Here is a 20,022-nt window from a genome sequence, read left to right as displayed (position 1 = left end):
AACTAGCGTAATAGCTCATTAAACAACTCTATTTCAACAAATTCGCCGATTTCGACCGAACCACGTTCTCGCTCAAGCACGATAAAACAGTTGCCTTGGCTGAATGAGCTGAATATATGTGAGCCTTGATGGCCAGTTGTACTTACTTCCAGTTCACCACGAGAATTAGTTGAGAAAATCCCCCGTTGGAAATCCAAACGGCCCGGCGATTTTTTCAATTTTGTTATCGTTTTTGCTTTCAGACGTAACGGTGGTTGCCATTCCGAGTAGCCGGAGATTTTAGCGATAAGCGGTTGTACCAATTGATAAAACGTCAGCGCTGCAGAGACGGGGTTACCCGGAAGGCCACAGAACCAGGCATTATCTAATTTTCCAAAAGCAAAAGGTTTGCCGGGTTTTATGGCTAACTTCCAGAAACCAATATCACCCAGTTCCTCCAGCATCTGTTTGGTGTAGTCGGCTTCACCGACAGAAACTCCACCACTACTAATAACCAAATCAGCGACGGCATCAGCTTGCTCAAATGCTTTGCGTAATGCCTGTTGATCATCACGGATAACACCCAGATCAATAATTTGACAACCTAACTGTTGCAACATTAAACGAACCGCAAAGCGGTTGGTATCGTAAATTTGCCCTTCTCCCAAGGGTTGCCCAACTGGCTGCAACTCATCGCCGGTAGAGAAAATAGCCACTTTCAATGTGCGGAACACAGTCAGTTCTGCAATTCCTAGTGATGCCAAGAGAGGAAGTTGCGCTGCACCGAGTTTAACGCCAGCAGGGAATACGGCCGCCCCTTGCTGGATATCTTCACCTGCCAGTCGAATGTTTTGCCCAATCCGGACACTACCATTGAAGATAACACCTTGTTCACTCACCACGGCTTGTTCTTGCATGATGACTGCATCGGTACCTTCGGGGATAGGAGCGCCCGTCATAATTCGAACACAACTATATGCTGGCCATTTTTCTTTAAACGGTGCTCCGGCAAAAGCTTTGCCTACCACCGGTAACGGCATTGTGCTGCTAAGCTCATTACAGCGCACAGCATAACCGTCCATTGCTGAGTTAGCAAAAGGGGGGACGGCAATCGGGGATGTGATTGCGCTGGCTGTGATACGCCCCGCAGCATCAGTGAGTGCAATGGCTTCGGTAGTCTGTAATGGCGTGACCTGTGACAGCATTTTGGTCAGAGCTTGTTCCAGAGAGAGTAAATCCGAGGTGTTACAGTGATCCATGCGGGACTCCGTGGTCTGATGGCACCGTAGCCGGAAGCTATAACGGGTGCACGGCAATAATCAATTGAGGGCGCCATTATGGCAGAGATTGCTATGCGGGTGAATTGATGGGGGGCAAAGAGGTCACAGTCTGATATTGTCTTGAGTTGTATCATTCTTTTTTATTGGCATTTTTTTGTCAGGTGACACTGGAGGTAATATGGATTATCAAAAAATTCTGAAATTCTGGTTTAGTGAAATGGACCCCGCATTGTGGTTCAAAAAAGATGAGGATTTTGACACCCATTTACGTCAGCATTTCGGTGCCATTTGGCAGGCTGCTTCTAAGGGAGAACTGGCTCACTGGCGGCTGAATATTGAGGGCCGCCTGGCAGAAATTCTGATATTAGATCAATTCAGCCGAAATCTATTCCGCGATCTACCGACTTCTTTTTCCTGCGATGGTATGGCCTTGGTGTTGGCACAGGAGGCGGTCAGCAGTGGCAAAGCTGGGCAGCTATCAGACACGCAGCGAGGGTTCCTCTATTTACCCTTTATGCATTCTGAATCCGCATTAATCCATCAGCAAGCATTGAAGCTATATACCGAACTAGGTAATGAGACTCAACTCGATTATGAATTGCGGCATAAGGCAATTATTGATCGCTTCGGCCGCTACCCACACCGCAATCATATTCTCGGGCGAGTATCCAGTGCCGAGGAGCAAGCTTTTTTGTTACAACCCGGATCTGCTTTTTAGTCTAAAACTCTTCCCTAATAAGCCCTACATTGTCAGCATTCTGTCTGTTTATTGAAGGGCAGAATACTGAGTTATCATGTTACAATTCAAGCTATTATAATGTTGCTTCAGTAAGTATTGGCTAAATAACGTTGAATGGTCGCCAGTAATTTCCCTGTTCCACAACATGTATCATCATATCCTTCGGTATGTCGGCGGTTAATTACTCGGTCATGGGGACAACCGCCGTGGCAAATGGAAAACCACTCACAATGGTGCATTTTTTCAGTTGCAGTTTTTTCCTCATTGATGGCTTGTTGATTATGCGATGAATGAGCGAGAAGATCCGCCAAGTCAGTATCTAATAAAGATCCATAGATGCTACCTTTATCACCCACATATTTGTCACAGGGAGAGATGTCGCCATTGGGTTCTAAGGTGATAATTTCTTGCGAGCAATTGCCAGACCAATAACATGCGGAAGGTTTATTTTTGGCATCTTTCAGTACACGAATAAAATCATCAAAAACAGCAATATGTATCTTTTCCTGATAACCGTTTACCCAAATAGTAAACAATGTTGATAAAAACTGGATAAATTCAGCATAACTGATAAATCCTTCGCCAACATACTGTCCTTTAACGAGCCTATTATCCGGAACTATATTAAGAAACTCAATGTGGGTTAATTCTATTGAGATAAAATAGTCCAACATTTCTTTCATATCAGTTTGATAAACTTCGCGGTCAACGACAATAAGAGCACCATATGGAATATCATGTTCTCGAAGTTTTTTTATTCCTTTTGCTATGCGATCAGATGTCTTTCTTCCTCGATAGTCTACCCGTCGCTTATCATTTACCGCGGGTACACCATCAAGACTAATTCCGACATTCATGCCAATACCTTTAATAAATATTAACCACTCATCTGAGATATTGACGACATTTGATTGCATGGTATTGGTTATATATTGCTCTGGTCGCTTAAATTGTTGCTGCAACCAAATAAGCTTTTTAAAAAAAGCAGGTTTTAGCAGTGTGATTTCACCGCCATGCCAGACAAACTCAAATCTATTTACATTAGGAATGGCAAGGATCTGCCGCACTGTACGGACGAGGGTATGAAATGATACCGTCTGATTGGGGCCTTCTGCCCACGAGTGGCAGTAGGTACAACGAAGGTTACATAAACGAGTTGCCTTCAATACAACAACTAACTTTTTTGCTTTAATGGTTTTCACTGAGATACTTTTTTTTATCTCCTCGTTGAATATATCTAGCTCATCACTATCGAGTAATTTTTTTGCTGGTATTCTACCAATGAGATAAGATGATAGTATTTTGTATTCACATATCTCAAGTTTTTCCAATTCTGTGAGATCTATTTCGTTTATCTTAATACATTCAATGTATTTTACCGGAATTATATTATTCATAGTCTATTCCTATTTTTTCATGTAAGTTATCCATCTCTCATATTTATTATTCTGTTGCCATATGCAGAGGCTTCATTTGAATGTGTAACCATAATAATAGTTGTACCTTTTTGGTTTATATATTTTAATTGCTGTAATACAGCGCGGGCATTTTTACTGTCTAAATTGCCAGTAGGTTCATCAGCCAAGAGCAATGCAGGGTTAGATACCATCGCTCTGGCGATAGCGACTCGTTGTTGTTGACCTCCTGAGAGTTGCATTGGTTTATGATGTTTCCGGTTATCAATATCGAACAGGTCTAAAACTTGGTTAACTTGTTCGGTACTTTCCTTTTTGCCAATACCACGATATTTAAGTGGTAAAGCAATGTTATCAAAAATAGATAAGTGTGAAATGAGATTGAATGATTGAAATATATAACCTATTAATAATCTCCTTAATATTATTTTTTGTGAATAACTGATGCCAATAATATCTTTTCCTGCCAGTGTAAATGAACCGCTGTCAAGGTTATCAAACAGACCGATGATATTAAGTAATGTTGATTTACCTGAGCCTGATGGTCCCATGATAGAAACAAAATCACCGTTCTCAACACTGAAATTCAGATTGTTAAGGACCTTGGTTTTGATTATTTTGGTGGTGTAACATTTCTCGGCATTTTGTATGTTTAGCATGTTATTTGAATCCAATAATATCGTATTCACTATTGTTAGTCTCTGGGGGGATGACAATTATTTCCCCTGCCTTTATTCCTGCTGTTATTTCTGTTTTCATTGTATTTCGACGCTTTATCTCAATTTTAGATTTAATGGCAAGATCGTTCTCTGGCTGATATATATATATGAAATTACTTCCATCATCATCGAAAATGATACTATCAGTAGGTGCGATCAGCACTGGATTACTTTCTTCTTGTAATGGAATTTGTATTTCAATAGATTGTCCTCTTTTAAGTAGAGAGGTAGTTCCATGTAATGGGATCAGTTTTGCCTTGAATTTACCATTTTCAACAATAGTTGATACTGAATCAATAAGTAGTGATGCTTCTTGGCCATTTATTATTGCCGAAATTTGTTTTTTTGGCTTAATTTTATCGAGGTAGTATTCACTGAAATAAACATTAAAATAATATGATTCAAGGTTGTCAATAATTGCAATTTTTTCGCCGGGTTTTATTTGTTGACCCAGTTCTACATCAAGGATAGATAAAGCTCCACCAATGGGTGCTGCTATAACCAATTGTTCCATGCCGCTCTCAATGATATCCATCATTCTTTCCAGTAATAGTATGGAATCATTTATACTTTTGAATTGTGATGGGAATGAGTTTTTATTTTTATTATCGTGTTCTTGTAAAATTTTACTTTTTATTTGCCAGTTTTTTAACATGCCGACTTGGTTTTCCAATTCGGATTTTGCAATCATTGATTTCATATCGAGGACTTGATGCCTTGCCAAATCTTTCGAAATAGCCATTATTTGATGCTGAGCCTCTTGTATATCAATTTTTGTATCTCGCTCATCTTGTTCTAACTGTATTTTCATATTACGGAGATTATTTATTTGCTCGGTAATATTCACTATTCGGGATGTTGCTTCCAGCATAAAATCGTAGTTGGACAAACGAATAATAACATCGTCTTTCGCGACAGTATCAAAAGCTTGTTTGGCCACTTCGATGACTTTTCCTCCTCGTTCACTTGATACAATTATGCTTTCTTTAGGTACCGCGATAGCTCGGGTTGTTAGCACTTCCTGATACACTTCTGATTCAATAGTATGGAAAACCGCATCTTCTCGTGATATGAGTAAAGAACTCTGAGTGGTAGATAAATAATAAATATAATAAATACATGAAATGACAACTAATAACACGCAAATAATAATTATTTTCTCAGTTATGTTTTTGTTTTTTCTCTGCTCAATGTTTATATCCATAGTTTTACTTCTTCTTCTGACTATTTGGTCTGTGACTATTTAAAATAAGTGTAATGATCATGACGATAATTATGCATAAAATAAAAATAATAAGTGAACTTGTCGCGTAAATATAAGATAAACCTTTAACTACACTGTATTGTTTCAGCCAAATTTGCAATAACAGAAAGCCGACAGGTAGTGATATTATCACTGCTATGAGGATAGGTGTAATATTCTGTTGTATAAAGAAAATAATATGCGTATAAATTGAACCGCCAATAGACTCCATTATTGCTAGTGTTTTTTCGAGCCGTTTGGTCTCTGAGGTGCCGATTATTATCGTGCTTATTGAAACTAATATAACTGTAAATAATGTTACTGTGTTTATTGTGTTATACATAAGTATATTATTGCTGAAATATTCTTTATGTAATTTGTTGGTCGGCTTTATGTGTTCAGTATTAACATGATGACGTTTTAATATTTTCTCAACTTTCCCGAAATCTTGAATGTTTTCAAGTTTAACTGCGCCATAGCGTTGGGGGGTATTTTGAATGAAAATAAGTAAGGGGGGCGGTGTGTCCTCTCTATCTGCCAGATAAAAGTCATCGATCACATTCAGTACCCTAACTGATTGCTGAGAGTTATTCTCCTGAATATAAAATACAGTATTCAGTATATGGTCATAGGACTGTTTTCCCATTAATGTCATAAACGATTTAGTGGCAATTGCATGGCGAATATTGCTATTATCGCTAGATGATAATGGTTTTTTGTCGCCTGCCAGAATATTTATCCCCCAAGTATTAATAAAGTGTTCATTTACCTTTAGGATGTTAACTGTGGCTAGTTTGTCTTTTTCTTGCTGATCGTTATGGAATACAGAAATATTATGTCGCGACATGTCAAATGGTCGCCAGCTGCTCAACGAGATACTATTAATCCCAGCTGCACTCCTTAATTCATCTTGTAAATTATTTATTGCTGTTTTTGATTTTAATTCATCACTTAGTATAAATGTTATTACGTTTTCTTTTTTATAACCAAAATTGTCATTTTTCATAAAATGTATCTGTGTCGTTATGCCTGCCCACAGATATATGATGATACCTGCAATAATGATCTGCATGCAGAACATAATACGAGTTATATAGTATGACTGAGATGATTGTGCAGCAATGCTGTTACTATAGGTATTATTGGGCAAAGTAAGCGTCAGCAAAAAGAGGCCGTGGGCGAGTAAAATAGCTGCGTAAGTTAGCGCCGTAGTCATAGATAGCGCTGTTGAGAAGTCATCACTGCCATGAGTAAAGATAAGTTCTCTGGCACTATCGGAAAATTGCACGAGTGACATCAAAATAAAAAGAGCCACTAACAGCACAAATACAGTTTGGAATGTAGCAATAAAAAATGCTTCTGTGATTAGCTGGTAATGGGAAGCACCAAGGGCTTTTTTTATATAGAAACTGTTTCTCTTCTTTGTATTTATCACATTGTTTATATTTAAAAAATTCATTGTCGTAGCAAAAAAAACAAACACGCCTGATGCATATAAAATATTTAAGTATGAGCTTGAAACTACAGTGCTTATTTCATCAGGTAATGCATTGTCGTAATGGATATCAGCAATGTTACGTGCTGAAAGCTGGATGAATTCTTCTGGGCTAAAAGGGGCTCCTGGGAGTTGTGGTGCGTGCTGAATAACTTGAGAATTTAGTTGCTCTGCGGTGGGGCTCATCCCAGATTTCATCGTGATAAAAGCATAGGCATGGGTATCATACCAATCATGTCTTTTATCGTGGTAGCCATCTAATATTTCAGGAGCGAATGCGATAACAGCAGCCGTTTTAAAACGGCTGGATGGATTAAATTCAACAACATCTTTAATGAGAAATTGGCCTTTATCACCTAACGTTATGACATGCCCTTGAGGATTATCCAGATGAAGATATTGTCGGTTAAACTCTGGGGTAATGATAATTTCATTCTGCGCCAGATAGAGATTTTTTTGTTGATAAGGATTTAATGTGTTGAAAAAATCGGTACTCACTGCATAGATATCAATATTTGAATACGTCTTATCATTGACATGTAGGTTGGTGAAAATGCGTACGATGTAATCAACATTCTTGATGTTTTTATCATTTCTTAATACGGAAATAAGTGGGAAGGGGACTTGTGCTGATTTCACTTCATCACCGTTAGGTAGATTAAATGATGTTTCTATCCGATATATATCTTTATAGTTATTATTATGTTTTTCAATACGAGAGTCTGTTAAATAAATAACTAATACAAAAAATAGTGAGATCAATCCTATGGCTGTTATTAGTATTGCTAACAGGCTTGAAACTGGGCTTAGCTTCAGATCATTGAAAAATTCACTTGTTAGCATGGGAAGTATCTCACTGATTTTGATAAAACTGATTTTGATAAAATAGAGTGATAGTGCTATTTTATTTATGCAATATATCAAATAATTATAATCAAGATGCTAGCAACAGCATCTTAATTTGTTTTAATGAAAGATGTCATTATATAGTCTATTGTTGTGTAAAGCTTTTTGACCAATTCCATGCGGTTATTTGGTTGTCGGAGTTGCTGCATTTTAGATTTTCTATTTCATTATCATTTATAGAAAATGAATTATTTTTAAATGATTGTTCTAACGACTCTAACTTAGTCTTTAATGCCATTAAATTAGCGTTATTTATTCTTTTATTTGATTGATTTGAAGTAAACATATAAATCTCCTTTTAAGTTTATTCCTTTTTTGTTCTGCTCAGCCTCGTAGAGTATTGAGCCATTTATTTGTAATTCTTTTCTCCGATTTTATCAATGTTTTTTTCATCATGCTTTTTATAATAATTTATTAATTATGTTATTAAACTAAAGGATTATTAGTTATTAGCGTAACGAGAGTAAACTATATATCTGCAATAAAATAAAAAGCTCCCGAAGGAGCTTTAATATTTCTATTATTGTTGAACGACTAAGTTATATCCGTTAACGATGTAAGTATTCCGCATGGAAACGCAGATGATCTTCAATAAATGTAGCTATGGTGAAATAGCTGTGATCATAGCCCGGCTGAATACGCAAAGTCAGAGGCCAATCACGTTGACGAGCCAATTCTGCTAATTTTGCCGGCTGCAACTGATCGGCAAGGAATTGATCACCATCTCCTTGATCAACCAATATTGGCAACTGGGTTTGTGCATGCGTGAGTAAATGGCAGCTATCATATTGTAACCATTGACTTTCATCGCTACCCAGATAAGCACTAAAAGCCTTGCGACCCCATGGAACCTGGCACGGGTTGACTATCGGCGCGAAAGCGGAAACGGATTGATATTGCTGCGGATTACGTAGTGCCAACATCAGCGCGCCGTGGCCCCCCATTGAGTGACCACAGATAGATTGACGATCGCTCACACTGAAATGCTGACGGATCAACGCAGGTAACTCGTGGCTGACATAGTCGTACATATGAAAATGCTCAGACCAGGGCGCTTGTGTTGCATTCAGGTAGAACCCAGCTCCTTGGCCTAAATCATAGCTGTCATCATTAGGTACATCATCGCCACGTGGGCTGGTATCTGGCATCACCAGTACCAACCCGAGTTCTGCTGCGATCCGCTGTGCGCCAGCTTTTAACGTGAAGTTTTCATCATTGCAGGTGAGCCCTGATAGCCAGTAAAGTACCGGAGGCGGGTTATCATCCCGTGGTGGTGGCAGATAGATGCTGAAGGTCATATTGCAATTCAGGCTGCTGGCGGCGTGGCGATAGCGTTGCTGCCATCCACCAAACATCCGGTGCTCTTCGAGAAGTTCAAGTGACGTGCTCATGCGTTGTCTGCCTCCCTGCGCTATTTATTTTGTAAAGTATGTTTTTGTGATGACTGATCAAAATGAATCACGGTACGGATAGATTTGCCTTCATGCATCAAATCAAAGGCTTCATTGATTTGATCCAAACCCATGGTATGAGTGATGAAATCATTTAGGGCAAATTTTCCATCCAGGTACTGCTGCACAATACCCGGTAATTCTGAGCGACCTTTGACTCCGCCAAAAGCAGAGCCACGCCAGACTCGACCTGTGACTAGTTGGAACGGGCGAGTTGAAATTTCCTCCCCTGCTCCGGCGACACCGATAATAACTGATTCGCCCCAACCTTTATGGCAGCACTCTAAAGCTGAACGCATGACATTGACGTTACCAATACATTCAAATGAGAAATCGACGCCGCCATCGGTCAGCTCGACAATCACATCCTGAATAGGTTTATCATAATCTTTCGGGTTAATCAGGTCAGTCGCACCCAGTTTGCGGGCCAGCTCGAATTTGCTGGTATTGAGATCGATCCCGATAATTCGACTGGCACCGGCCATTTGTGCGCCAATAACTGCAGATAAACCAATGCCACCCAAGCCGAAGATAGCCACTGTGTCGCCCGGTTTCACTTTGGCAGTATTGATAACTGCACCCATGCCCGTTGTCACACCACAACCTAACAAACAAACTTCTTCTAATGGCGCTTCTTTATTGATTTTTGCCAGTGATATTTCTGGTACAACGGTCAATTCAGAGAAGGTTGAAGTGCCCATGTAATGGAAAATAGGCTGGCCATTCTTAGAGAAGCGAGTGGTGCCATCGGGCATCAAGCCTTTACCTTGAGTGCTGCGAATTGCCTGACACAGGTTAGTTTTGCCGGAGCGACAGAATTTACATTCACCGCATTCAGGTGTGTACAGTGGAATCACGTGATCACCTACCGCGACACTGGTCACGCCTTCGCCAATCGCTTCAACAATCCCGCCACCTTCGTGGCCCAGAATTGCTGGGAATACCCCTTCAGGATCTTTGCCCGATAAGGTGTAGGCGTCGGTGTGGCAAACCCCACTGGCGACGATCCGTACCAGTACTTCACCTTTTTGTGGTGGCATCAAATCAACTTCTTCAACGGATAATGGCTGGTTTGGCCCCCATGCGACTGCTGCGCGGGTTTTAATCATCTCCATGGTGTTGCTCCTATAGCTTCTGCGTAATGAGTGTTATATAAATATATTCTTTATGTGTCATATATGTTGCTGTTGGTTGTTCTCGGTAACAGCAGATGACACTTGTATGAATTATGGTCGGAAACCATGGCTCTGCCCGCTCAGTTACTGAGTTTCAATTTGCTCAATGATCAATTCTTTGAGGGCGCGTACGTTGGGGCTAAAGGCATCTTTGCGCCAAATGAGCCAGGTTGCCGTCTCGGCAATATCGTGTGGCAGGTGATGTACTTTTACCCGTTCGTGACCGGGGAGAAGAGCCAATACTGAATGCGGGATCAGCGCCAACCCCGCGCCACTTGCCACACAAGCTAGCATGGCATGGTATGACTGGATTTCCATGATATGCCCAGGTAAACAGCCTGCCTGACGGAACCAGCTTTCCAGTCGTAACCGGTAAGAACAACTAGGGCGGAAGGCAAACAGAGTTTCATCCACGGCATCACGAGCTTGATTAATCGGTAGATGATCCAGACAGGAAATGATAACTAACCGCTCTTCAAAAGAGCGGCAGCCGTGTAGTTCATCATGCTGTACCGGGCCATCGACCAATGCCGTCGCCAGTGTTCCGGCTCGAACTTGTTCAATAATTTCGCCGGATGTCCCCGTAGTCAGTGACAAAGAGACTTTGGGATAGCGCTGGTGATAAGCCGCGAGCAGGTTAGGCAGGCGAGTGGCGGCGGTGCTTTCCATGGTACCGAGTGGGAAATTGCCCGCAGGTTCACCCGCATGAGTAATGCTCATGGCCTCTTCGCTTAGCGCCAGAATACGGTTGGCATAGCAAAGGAAATTATGGCCCATGGGTGACAGGCGTAAGCGCTGCTTTTCACGGATAAACAGGTCTGCACCCAACTCGATTTCAAGTTGACGCAAGCGTGTCGTTAAATTTGATGGGACGCGGTGCATCTGCTCCGCTGCTCGGGCAACGGAGCCGGTTTCCGCTACACAACAGAACATGCGCAGCTGAGTCAGATCCATGGGTGTTCTCTTTTTGTGATGAACTTAGTGCGTATTATTCATTTTTTGTGATTCTAATGCTCAGGCATGATATTCGCAACTTTCTTTTAACCGACTGTCCGCGTAATAAGCTGGCAGCAATAGATGGATTGGGCAGATGGCATTAAGAATTGCATTGAGTGGTTTTCTGGCATTAGTGGTGGCGATGGGGATTGGTCGCTTTGCTTTCACCCCCCAAGTGCCGCTGATGATTGCAGAGCATCAATTCACTCTGACCGGGGCAGGGCTAGTTGCGGCATTTAATTATCTGGGATATCTGGTTGGTGCTTTTGATGCCATGCGGGCCAGACGCCATGTCGAACGCCGTTTGTGGTTAGGGGTTTGGGGGGCGGTGGCGTTAACTCTGCTATCTGCTGTTGTCGACGGGCCGTGGTGGCATGGTGTGGTGCGTTTTACCATTGGTTGGGCTAGCGGCTGGTCGATGGTGTTGGTAGCGGCCTGGACTAATGAACGACTAGCTCATTTTGGCCGTCCTGCGCTGAGTGCCGCGGTCTTTGCTGGGCCGGGTGCTGGTATATTCATCAGCGGTATGTTGGCAGTGCTAATCCATAGCTATGGTTTATCTGCAAGTGAGGCCTGGCTGGTGTACGGTGTATTGGCGTTGGCTATTATTGCGGCTATTAGTATCAATTTACCGCGCAATGGCGAGTTGCACCGTCCCCATGTTACCGCGGTACCACTGACTTTAACGCCAGCACTGAAACGGTTGGTGTGGAGCTATAGCCTTGCGGGGTTCGGCTATATTTTACCTGCCACATTTTTATCGCAGATGGCAACCGCTCGCTTCCCTGAAAGCCTGTTTGCCCAGTTTGTTTGGCCTGTTTTCGGCGGTGCCGCGGTGATAGGTATTATCCTTGGTATTCTGACGCGACATTGCCTGACATCACAAACTCGACTGGCATTAACCCTATGGGTACAGGCCTTGGGGGTATTGTGTGCCGAGATGGTGCCGGGGGTCAGCGGGCTGGTATTAGGTGCTTTATTAACCGGCGGCGGGTTCCTGAGTGTCGTCCAGCTTTCTTTGCAACATGGTCGTGAGTTGGCACCAGAACACACCCGTTACATGGCCGGTTTATTGACTACGGGTTATGCCATTGGGCAGTTGGTTGGCCCGATATTATCCGCGATGTCGACCGCCTTAACTCACCGGTTGGAGCCAGCGTTATATGTTGCAATAGTAGCACTGATTATTGCTGGCGCTTTGGTGATTAAAACGCCAAGCCGAGCGCGGGAAGCTGTCGTCCAGCCAGATGCAACTGTTTCATCATGATAAAAAGAGCCACTGGATATGAATAACAATCATCGAAGATTAAGAACAATTACTGGATAATCATTTTGCTCTCAACTAAAGTGGGGAGCAAAATCTGAACGTGATCTGCATCATGTTTATTCCGCTCAGATACGCATGCCTGTTGGAGAAAAGAATGTCATCGCTGAGTAAAGAAGCTGAGCTGGTTCATGAAGCACTGCTGGCCCGTGGCCTTGAAACCCCATTGCGCAAACAAGAATTAGATGCCGAAATGCGCAAGACCCGGATTCAGGAACATATGACGCAAGTCATGCAATTGTTGAATCTTGATTTATCTGACGATAGCCTCGCCGATACACCAAGACGCATTGCCAAGATGTATGTTGATGAGATTTTCTCTGGGTTGGATTATGAGAATTTCCCCAAAATTACCCTGATCGAAAATAAAATGAAGGTCGATGAAATGGTAACGGTGCGAGATATCACCCTGACCAGTACCTGCGAACATCATTTTGTGACGATTGATGGCAAAGCGACAGTGGCCTATATCCCGAAAGACAGTGTGATTGGTTTATCTAAAATTAACCGTATCGTGCAGTTTTTCGCCCAGCGCCCACAAGTACAAGAGCGACTCACACAACAAATTTTGTTAGCGCTGCAGACCTTGTTAGGAACAAATAATGTCGCTGTCTCCATCGATGCCGTGCATTATTGTGTGAAAGCACGCGGGATCCGCGATGCGACCAGTGCGACCACCACTACATCATTGGGCGGGTTGTTCAAATCCAGCCAGAATACTCGCCAGGAATTTCTGCGTGCTGTTCGTCACAACGGCTAATTAGCCTTTTGCCAGAGCGGGCACCAATGGGTGCCCCTATACAGGATGTCGGGTATGCGTCAACGCATCGCAACGTTAGACAGCGCGCGAGGTCTGGCCATTCTTGGCATTCTTCTGCTCAATATTAGTGCTTTCGGCCTTCCTAAGGCTGCTTATCTTAATCCCGCTTATCTTGGTCTTCCCTCAGTATCTGATAGTTGGACATGGGCCATTCTTGATATTGTCGCGCAGGCCAAGTTTCTGTCTATTTTTGCTATCTTATTTGGTGCGGGTCTGGAGCTGTTACTTAAACGCGGTAAAGGCTGGATACGGGCGCGTCTTTCCCTCTTATTGTTACTGGGATTGATTCACGGCATTTTCTTCTGGGATGGCGATATTCTCTTTGCCTATGGTTTGATCGGCCTGGTGTGCTGGCGAATGATTCGTGATGCCAAAGATGCTGCCAGCTTATTGCGCACCGGTGGCGTGCTTTATTTACTCGGCGTGGCGGTATTATTGCTGCTGGGGTTTATCACTAGCGGGGAACCGGGCCGATTCTGGCAACCCGGGCCGGCAGATTTGCAATATGAGCAATTCTGGAAATTACAGGGCGGGGTTGAAGCCTGGAAAAACCGGATCGATCTGTTGTCATCCAATTTGATTGCTATCGGCGCGCAATATGGCTGGGAGCTGGCGGGTTCTATGCTTTTTGGTGCCGGGCTGATGCGTTGTGGTTGGTTACGTGGTGAATTCAGTCTGCGTCATTACCGCTTACTGGCCGCCTGTTTGATACCGCTTTCATTAATTATTCAAATACCGGGTGTGGCGCTGCAATGGATGGTCGTGTGGGATTTCCGTTGGACCGGTTTTTTGCTACAAGTGCCGCGTGAGCTTGGCGCACCCTTGCAGGCAGTAGGCTATCTGGCACTTCTGTATGGCTTCTGGCCAACATTATCGAGCTGGCGAGTCAGTCATTGGCTGGCACAGGTTGGCCGTATGGCATTGAGCAATTATTTATTGCAGACATTGCTATGTACTCTGATTTTCTATCACTTTGGCTTTTATCAGCAGCTAGATCGTCTGCAATTGTTAGCTGTTGTTCCGTTGGTTTGGCTGTGTAATATTCTTTTCTCCTTGTTATGGCTGCATTATTTTGCCCAAGGGCCGGTTGAATGGCTGTGGCGCAAGTTGACCGCTTATGCTTGTGGGCAATCGCTACAAGCGCGCAACACTCGATCCTGAATATACCTAAAACAGGATAATGATTGAGCAGTTGCAAATTTGTATGTAAACGTTTTCTTTCTTGTGACGTATTTCACGTGGCAATCTCAACAAACTGGGTAGGATAGGCCACCTGCCATGACAGGTTGTGTTCAACATATGCATGGCGACTTATTGACAAAATAAGACACAGGATAAGGTCATGGCCGCTCTGCATTCAGCTGGAAACAGTATAACTATTCGCGATGTGGCCTCACGGGCGGGCGTTTCGCTGGCCACAGTCTCACGAGTGCTTAATAATAGCGCTTCTATCCGACCAGAAACTCGAGCTGCGGTGCTGAAGGCGGTGTCAGAGCTGGGCTACCGCCCAAATGCCAATGCGCAGGCACTGGCAACTCAAAGCAGTGATACGGTCGGTGTGGTGGTGATGGATGTGTCAGATCCCTTTTTTGGCGCATTAGTGAAAGCGGTAGACACTGTTGCTCAGAGACATCAAAAATATTTGCTAATTGGCAATAGCTATCATCAGGCAGATAAAGAGCGACACGCCATTGAAGTGCTGCTCCGACAGCGATGTAATGCTTTGGTCGTTCATGCTAAGGCCTTGAGTGATGGTGAGTTAATCGCTTTTTTAGCGCAAGTTCCGGGTATGGTTCTGATTAATCGGATTATTCCCGGATTTGAGCATCGTTGCGTAGGATTAGACAATGTTAGCGGTGCGCAAATGGCATGCCGCCTGCTACTCAAACAAGGCCATCAACGCATTGGTTTCCTCGGTTCCAATCACCCTATAGATGATGTAATGCAGCGTCAGACTGGCTACCTCAATGCACTTGAGGGGGCCGGTATCACTGTACCTGATACCTGGCGCGCCTATGGTACCCCAGACTTAGCCGGGGGAGAGCGCGCTATGATTGACCTGCTGGGGCGTAATTTGCAACTTAGTGCAGTATTTGCTTATAACGACTCAATGGCGGCTGGAGCACTGGCGGTGCTAAAAGAAAACGGTATCAGTGTTCCTGAGCAGTTTTCACTGGTGGGCTTTGATGATATCCCGATTGCGCGTTATACCAGTCCTAAATTAACCACAGTTCGTTATCCTATTGTTTCTATGGCAACTTTAGCCACAGAGCTGGCACTAGAAGGTGCGACTCGTGCGCCAGACCCCCATGCGACCTATTGTTTTAATCCGACACTGGTGCCTCGGCACTCTGTCGCAATTTGTGGTGTCGCTCACTAGTTCGGTATTTATTCTTGTGTAACCGTTTTCAATCTGTGAGAAAATTCACAGATTCTTAACAACGGCCCGTCTATGCTCTAGTTGTTTTCTACCTGAATGTATCAATATGTCATCAGTTACCGGATAAAAAAATACACGGTAGCGGGTTTTAGAATAGCGATTTACAAACACAGTTCCGCAAACAACGAGTTTGTAAATGACATGGTTTTTGACGACTCAGGCAGTTTTTCGGAGTGGAGTGCGCTCAAGGACGAAAGATATTTGTGTCAGCTGCTTTGAACGATGGGTCTTTCTCACGTTAAGGCGATGGTGTTATCACCCTGTACTACCCTACATAAACCCGGAGATACAAATGAATAAGAAGGTTTTCACATTAGCGACTCTGGTTGCCAGCATGATGTTCGGCGCGGCGGCTCAAGCTGATACCCGTATTGGTGTCACTATTTATAAATATGATGACAACTTTATGTCCGTGGTCCGTAAAGCTATCGAGAAAGATGCTAAAGCATCTCCTGACGTTACCTTGCTGATGAATGACTCTCAGAATGACCAATCCAAGCAAAACGATCAAATTGACGTGTTGCTGGCTAAAGGCGTAAAAGCGTTAGCAATCAATCTGGTTGACCCAGCTGCAGCGCCAGTGGTTATTGACAAAGCTCGTGCAAACGATGTTCCAATCGTGTTCTATAACAAAGAACCTTCACGCAAAGCGCTTGATAGCTATGACAAAGCTTACTATGTCGGTACAGACTCCAAAGAATCTGGTGTTATCCAGGGGGAGTTGATCGCCAAACATTGGAAAGCTAATCCAAATTGGGATTTGAACAAAGATGGCAAAATTCAGTTTGTACTGTTGAAAGGCGAGCCGGGTCACCCAGATGCTGAAGCCCGTACCACTTATGTCATTAAAACTCTTAACGAGAAAGGTATTCCAACCCAGCAGTTGCAGCTAGATACCGCAATGTGGGATACCGCCCAGGCTAAAGATAAAATGGATGCCTGGTTATCTGGCCCTAACGCCAACAAAATTGAAGTGGTTATCGCGAATAACGATGCTATGGCAATGGGCGCAGTAGAAGCATTGAAAGCGCATAACAAAACCAGCATTCCAGTCTTTGGTGTTGATGCCTTACCTGAAGCGTTAGCTTTGGTTAAATCGGGTCAAATGGCCGGTACTGTTCTGAATGATGCGAATAATCAGGCTAAAGCGACCTTCGATCTGGCTAAAAACCTGGCCGATGGCAAACCTGCCGCTGAAGGTACTAAATGGAAAATCGACAACAAAATTGTACGTATTCCGTATGTAGGTGTTGATAAAGATAACCTGGCTGAATTTACTAAATAACAGTCGATATTTGTTAGATACCCAAGAACAACGGGTAAGAAAGAAATATTAACCTTCTGGCCCCGGTACTTTAGCGGGCGTTGAGTGTCGGGGCTGAAGGTTTTCTGTTGCATTGATCCTTATTTTAGAATGCGCGCTGACTGGCCGGAGTTTAACACCCAGCTATTCAGTGGCGATTCTTAGCCAGGTATAACTATGGCCGATATTAATACAGCACAACCTCGCGAGTGGTTGCTGGAAATGAGTAATATTAATAAATCATTTCCGGGCGTAAAGGCGTTAGATAACGTAAATCTTAAAGTACGGCCAAATTCTATCCATGCGTTAATGGGAGAGAATGGTGCGGGTAAGTCAACGCTATTAAAATGTCTGTTTGGTATCTATAAAAAAGACTCCGGGAGTATTATCTTCCAGGGGCAAGAAATAGAATTTAAAAGTTCTAAAGAAGCATTAGAACATGGTGTGTCGATGGTGCATCAGGAGTTAAACCTGGTATTACAACGCACCGTAATGGATAACATGTGGCTGGGGCGTTACCCAACCAAAGGTTTCTTTGTCGATCAAGATAAAATGTACAAAGATACCAAAGCTATCTTCGATGAATTGGATATTGATATTGATCCACGCGATAAAGTTGCCACTTTATCGGTATCCCAAATGCAAATGATCGAGATTGCTAAAGCTTTTTCTTACAATGCAAAAATAGTTATTATGGATGAGCCAACTTCCTCATTAACTGAGAAAGAAGTTAATCATCTATTTACCATTATCCGCAAATTGAAAGAACGCGGCTGTGGAATTGTTTATATCTCCCACAAGATGGAAGAGATATTTCAGCTGTGTGACGAAATTACTATTTTGCGTGATGGTCAGTGGATTGCCACTCAGCCACTGGAAGGGCTGACCATGGATCAAATAATCTCCATGATGGTTGGGCGCTCACTGAGTCAGCGTTTCCCTGATCGCCTCAACAAGCCAGGTGAAGTCATTCTGGAAGTGAAGAATTTGACCTCACTCCGCCAGCCTTCAATCCGTGATGTCTCCTTTGATCTGCATAAAGGTGAGATTCTGGGGATTGCCGGATTGGTCGGAGCTAAGCGCACTGATATTGTTGAAACATTATTTGGTATCCGCGAAAAAGTAGCTGGTACGATTAAATTGCATGGTAAGAGTATTAATAACCACAGCGCCAATGAAGCCATTAATCACGGTTTTGCATTAGTGACGGAAGAGCGTCGCTCAACCGGGATTTATGCTTATCTCGATGTGGGTTTTAATTCCCTGATTTCTAATATTCGTAACTATAAAAACAAATTTGGGTTGCTGGATAATACCCGTATGAAGAGCGATACCCAATGGGTTATCGATGCTATGCGAGTCAAAACACCGGGTCATCGCACTAGTATTGGTTCTTTATCGGGTGGGAATCAGCAGAAAGTCATTATTGGCCGCTGGCTATTAACTCAACCAGAAATATTAATGTTGGATGAGCCGACTCGGGGAATTGATGTCGGTGCTAAGTTTGAAATCTATCAGTTAATGACTGAACTAGCGAAGAAAGACAAAGGAATTATTATTATTTCCTCTGAAATGCCTGAGCTATTAGGGATCACTGACAGAATTTTGGTAATGAGTAATGGTCAAGTTGCGGGAATTGTTGAAACCAAACAAACCACGCAAAATGAAATATTACGTCTTGCATCCTTGCATCTCTAATCTAGTCGAAGGTTCTTATTATGAATGCGTTAAATAAGAAAAGCATGCTCACTTACCTTAAAGAGAGCGGGATTTACGTCGTATTATTCGTATTACTGGCAATAATTATTGTTAAGGACCCGACATTTTTAAGCCTGATGAACTTAAGTAATATTCTGACCCAATCTTCTGTGCGTATTATTATCGCGCTCGGTGTTGCGGGGCTGATTGTGACTCAAGGTACCGACCTGTCAGCGGGGCGTCAGGTGGGGTTAGCAGCGGTGGTCGCGGCAACGATGCTGCAAGCCATGGATAACGTTAATAAAGTTTTCCCAGATTTGCAGACTGTACCTATCCCAATCGTTATTTTAACCGTGTGTTTGATTGGCGCGATTATCGGTTTGGTCAACGGTATTATCATTGCTTATCTGAATGTGACACCATTTATTACCACATTGGGCACCATGATTATTGTTTACGGGATTAACTCCCTGTATTACGACTTCGTGGGTGCTTCACCGATTGCTGGTTTTGACCCTGCATTCTCAACCTTTGCACAAGGATTCTTGCGATTTGGTGATTTCAAACTCTCTTACATTACCTTTTATGCATTGATTGCTATCGGTTTTGTTTGGGTGCTATGGAACAAAACGCGCTTTGGTAAAAATATTTTCGCCATCGGCGGTAACCCAGAAGCTGCAAAAGTTTCTGGTGTTAATGTGCCACTAAACTTAATCATGATTTATGCGCTGTCTGGTGTGTTCTACGCATTCGGCGGGATGTTGGAAGCGGGCCGTATCGGTAGTGCAACTAATAACCTGGGCTTTATGTATGAGTTGGATGCGATCGCTGCTTGCGTAGTGGGCGGGGTATCCTTCAGTGGTGGTGTCGGTACTGTTATCGGTGTTGTGACCGGGGTTATCATCTTTACCGTGATTAACTACGGGTTGACTTATATCGGTGTGAACCCGTACTGGCAGTACATTATTAAAGGTGCGATCATTATCTTTGCGGTAGCTCTGGATTCGCTGAAATACGCCAAGAAAAAATAATCAGCCAT

The 20,022-nt window shown here is 43.1% G+C and carries 17 protein-coding genes; 8 read left to right on the top strand and 9 right to left on the bottom strand.

Annotated elements, in window-relative coordinates; translation table 11 throughout:
* Positions 1 to 2: 2 nt before the first annotated feature.
* Positions 3 to 1,238, bottom strand: coding sequence for a molybdopterin molybdotransferase MoeA (moeA, locus tag ACF3VQ_RS13875; protein WP_392431642.1), 1,236 nt, complete (start codon positions 1,236 to 1,238; stop codon positions 3 to 5).
* 199 nt (positions 1,239 to 1,437) lie between these two features.
* Here moeA and ACF3VQ_RS13870 point away from each other — a divergent pair, with 199 nt between their 5' ends.
* Complete coding sequence (locus ACF3VQ_RS13870) at positions 1,438 to 1,977, top strand: DUF924 family protein (protein WP_221871424.1); 540 nt, start codon at positions 1,438 to 1,440, stop codon at positions 1,975 to 1,977.
* 107 nt (positions 1,978 to 2,084) lie between these two features.
* Here ACF3VQ_RS13870 and darE read toward each other — a convergent pair whose 3' ends face one another.
* From darE to ACF3VQ_RS13830, 8 genes are all read right to left on the bottom strand, one after another.
* Positions 2,085 to 3,395 (bottom strand): darobactin maturation radical SAM/SPASM protein DarE, encoded by a 1,311-nt coding sequence (gene darE / locus ACF3VQ_RS13865; protein ID WP_392431639.1) that lies wholly within the window; start codon positions 3,393 to 3,395, stop codon positions 2,085 to 2,087.
* A gap of 26 nt (positions 3,396 to 3,421) precedes the next feature.
* Entirely contained in the window at positions 3,422 to 4,072 is a 651-nt protein-coding gene (gene darD / locus ACF3VQ_RS13860) for a darobactin export ABC transporter ATP-binding protein (RefSeq protein WP_392431637.1), read from the bottom strand.
* A gap of 1 nt (position 4,073) precedes the next feature.
* Positions 4,074 to 5,336 (bottom strand): darobactin export ABC transporter periplasmic adaptor subunit, encoded by a 1,263-nt coding sequence (gene darC / locus ACF3VQ_RS13855; RefSeq protein WP_392431635.1) that lies wholly within the window; start codon positions 5,334 to 5,336, stop codon positions 4,074 to 4,076.
* A gap of 4 nt (positions 5,337 to 5,340) precedes the next feature.
* The gene (darB, locus tag ACF3VQ_RS13850; RefSeq protein WP_392431633.1) at positions 5,341 to 7,713 is read right to left on the bottom strand and encodes a darobactin export ABC transporter permease subunit; all 2,373 of its coding nucleotides are present in this window, start codon (positions 7,711 to 7,713) and stop codon (positions 5,341 to 5,343) included.
* A 148-nt stretch (positions 7,714 to 7,861) separates the two neighbouring features.
* On the bottom strand, positions 7,862 to 8,062 hold the full coding sequence (gene darA / locus ACF3VQ_RS13845) for a darobactin family peptide antibiotic (protein WP_392431631.1): 201 nt from the start codon (positions 8,060 to 8,062) through the stop codon (positions 7,862 to 7,864).
* Positions 8,063 to 8,324: 262 nt separating this feature from the next.
* Positions 8,325 to 9,167, bottom strand: coding sequence for an S-formylglutathione hydrolase (gene fghA / locus ACF3VQ_RS13840; RefSeq protein WP_392431629.1), 843 nt, complete (start codon positions 9,165 to 9,167; stop codon positions 8,325 to 8,327).
* A 20-nt stretch (positions 9,168 to 9,187) separates the two neighbouring features.
* Positions 9,188 to 10,342, bottom strand: coding sequence for an S-(hydroxymethyl)glutathione dehydrogenase/class III alcohol dehydrogenase (locus tag ACF3VQ_RS13835; RefSeq protein WP_392431627.1), 1,155 nt, complete (start codon positions 10,340 to 10,342; stop codon positions 9,188 to 9,190).
* Between the two features lie 144 nt (positions 10,343 to 10,486).
* Positions 10,487 to 11,356 (bottom strand): LysR substrate-binding domain-containing protein, encoded by an 870-nt coding sequence (locus tag ACF3VQ_RS13830; RefSeq protein ID WP_392431625.1) that lies wholly within the window; start codon positions 11,354 to 11,356, stop codon positions 10,487 to 10,489.
* Between the two features lie 136 nt (positions 11,357 to 11,492).
* Between ACF3VQ_RS13830 and ACF3VQ_RS13825 the strand changes: the two genes are divergently transcribed.
* The 7 genes from ACF3VQ_RS13825 to mglC all read left to right on the top strand — a co-directional run bounded on the left by ACF3VQ_RS13825 (position 11,493) and on the right by mglC (position 20,014).
* Entirely contained in the window at positions 11,493 to 12,665 is a 1,173-nt protein-coding gene (locus ACF3VQ_RS13825; protein WP_392431623.1) for a YbfB/YjiJ family MFS transporter, read from the top strand.
* A 154-nt stretch (positions 12,666 to 12,819) separates the two neighbouring features.
* Positions 12,820 to 13,482, top strand: coding sequence for a GTP cyclohydrolase I FolE (gene folE / locus ACF3VQ_RS13820; RefSeq protein WP_392431621.1), 663 nt, complete (start codon positions 12,820 to 12,822; stop codon positions 13,480 to 13,482).
* Between the two features lie 54 nt (positions 13,483 to 13,536).
* A complete protein-coding gene (gene yeiB, locus ACF3VQ_RS13815) occupies positions 13,537 to 14,703 on the top strand; it encodes a DUF418 domain-containing protein YeiB (RefSeq protein WP_392431619.1) in 1,167 nt (388 codons plus the stop codon).
* Positions 14,704 to 14,884: 181 nt separating this feature from the next.
* Positions 14,885 to 15,922, top strand: coding sequence for an HTH-type transcriptional regulator GalS (gene galS, locus ACF3VQ_RS13810; protein WP_392431617.1), 1,038 nt, complete (start codon positions 14,885 to 14,887; stop codon positions 15,920 to 15,922).
* Positions 15,923 to 16,274: 352 nt separating this feature from the next.
* Complete coding sequence (mglB, locus tag ACF3VQ_RS13805; RefSeq protein WP_019081044.1) at positions 16,275 to 17,267, top strand: galactose/glucose ABC transporter substrate-binding protein MglB; 993 nt, start codon at positions 16,275 to 16,277, stop codon at positions 17,265 to 17,267.
* 195 nt (positions 17,268 to 17,462) lie between these two features.
* Positions 17,463 to 18,983: a galactose/methyl galactoside ABC transporter ATP-binding protein MglA gene (mglA, locus tag ACF3VQ_RS13800; protein WP_050075198.1), complete on the top strand. Its 1,521-nt coding sequence runs from the start codon at positions 17,463 to 17,465 to the stop codon at positions 18,981 to 18,983.
* Positions 18,984 to 19,003: 20 nt separating this feature from the next.
* Positions 19,004 to 20,014: a galactose/methyl galactoside ABC transporter permease MglC gene (gene mglC / locus ACF3VQ_RS13795; protein WP_004388732.1), complete on the top strand. Its 1,011-nt coding sequence runs from the start codon at positions 19,004 to 19,006 to the stop codon at positions 20,012 to 20,014.
* The last annotated feature ends 8 nt before the right edge of the window (positions 20,015 to 20,022 follow it).

Source organism: Yersinia fenwicki (assembly GCF_043099325.1).
Classification (GTDB): domain Bacteria; phylum Pseudomonadota; class Gammaproteobacteria; order Enterobacterales; family Enterobacteriaceae; genus Yersinia.
Note: the sequence above shows the minus strand (reverse complement) of the source record. Positions and strands in the feature narration are given on the sequence as shown.

Coding starts and splice junctions, on each gene's coding strand:
- darA (WP_392431631.1), bottom strand. CDS start 8,062: ATGTTTACTTCAAATCAATCAAATAAAAGAATAAATAACGCTAATTTA.
- ACF3VQ_RS13835 (WP_392431627.1), bottom strand. CDS start 10,342: ATGGAGATGATTAAAACCCGCGCAGCAGTCGCATGGGGGCCAAACCAG.
- mglC (WP_004388732.1), top strand. CDS start 19,004: ATGAATGCGTTAAATAAGAAAAGCATGCTCACTTACCTTAAAGAGAGC.
- galS (WP_392431617.1), top strand. CDS start 14,885: ATGGCCGCTCTGCATTCAGCTGGAAACAGTATAACTATTCGCGATGTG.
- ACF3VQ_RS13870 (WP_221871424.1), top strand. CDS start 1,438: ATGGATTATCAAAAAATTCTGAAATTCTGGTTTAGTGAAATGGACCCC.
- darE (WP_392431639.1), bottom strand. CDS start 3,395: ATGAATAATATAATTCCGGTAAAATACATTGAATGTATTAAGATAAAC.
- yeiB (WP_392431619.1), top strand. CDS start 13,537: ATGCGTCAACGCATCGCAACGTTAGACAGCGCGCGAGGTCTGGCCATT.
- mglA (WP_050075198.1), top strand. CDS start 17,463: ATGGCCGATATTAATACAGCACAACCTCGCGAGTGGTTGCTGGAAATG.
- moeA (WP_392431642.1), bottom strand. CDS start 1,238: ATGGATCACTGTAACACCTCGGATTTACTCTCTCTGGAACAAGCTCTG.
- darB (WP_392431633.1), bottom strand. CDS start 7,713: ATGCTAACAAGTGAATTTTTCAATGATCTGAAGCTAAGCCCAGTTTCA.
- ACF3VQ_RS13830 (WP_392431625.1), bottom strand. CDS start 11,356: ATGGATCTGACTCAGCTGCGCATGTTCTGTTGTGTAGCGGAAACCGGC.
- mglB (WP_019081044.1), top strand. CDS start 16,275: ATGAATAAGAAGGTTTTCACATTAGCGACTCTGGTTGCCAGCATGATG.
- darD (WP_392431637.1), bottom strand. CDS start 4,072: ATGCTAAACATACAAAATGCCGAGAAATGTTACACCACCAAAATAATC.
- fghA (WP_392431629.1), bottom strand. CDS start 9,167: ATGAGCACGTCACTTGAACTTCTCGAAGAGCACCGGATGTTTGGTGGA.
- darC (WP_392431635.1), bottom strand. CDS start 5,336: ATGGATATAAACATTGAGCAGAGAAAAAACAAAAACATAACTGAGAAA.
- folE (WP_392431621.1), top strand. CDS start 12,820: ATGTCATCGCTGAGTAAAGAAGCTGAGCTGGTTCATGAAGCACTGCTG.
- ACF3VQ_RS13825 (WP_392431623.1), top strand. CDS start 11,493: ATGGCATTAAGAATTGCATTGAGTGGTTTTCTGGCATTAGTGGTGGCG.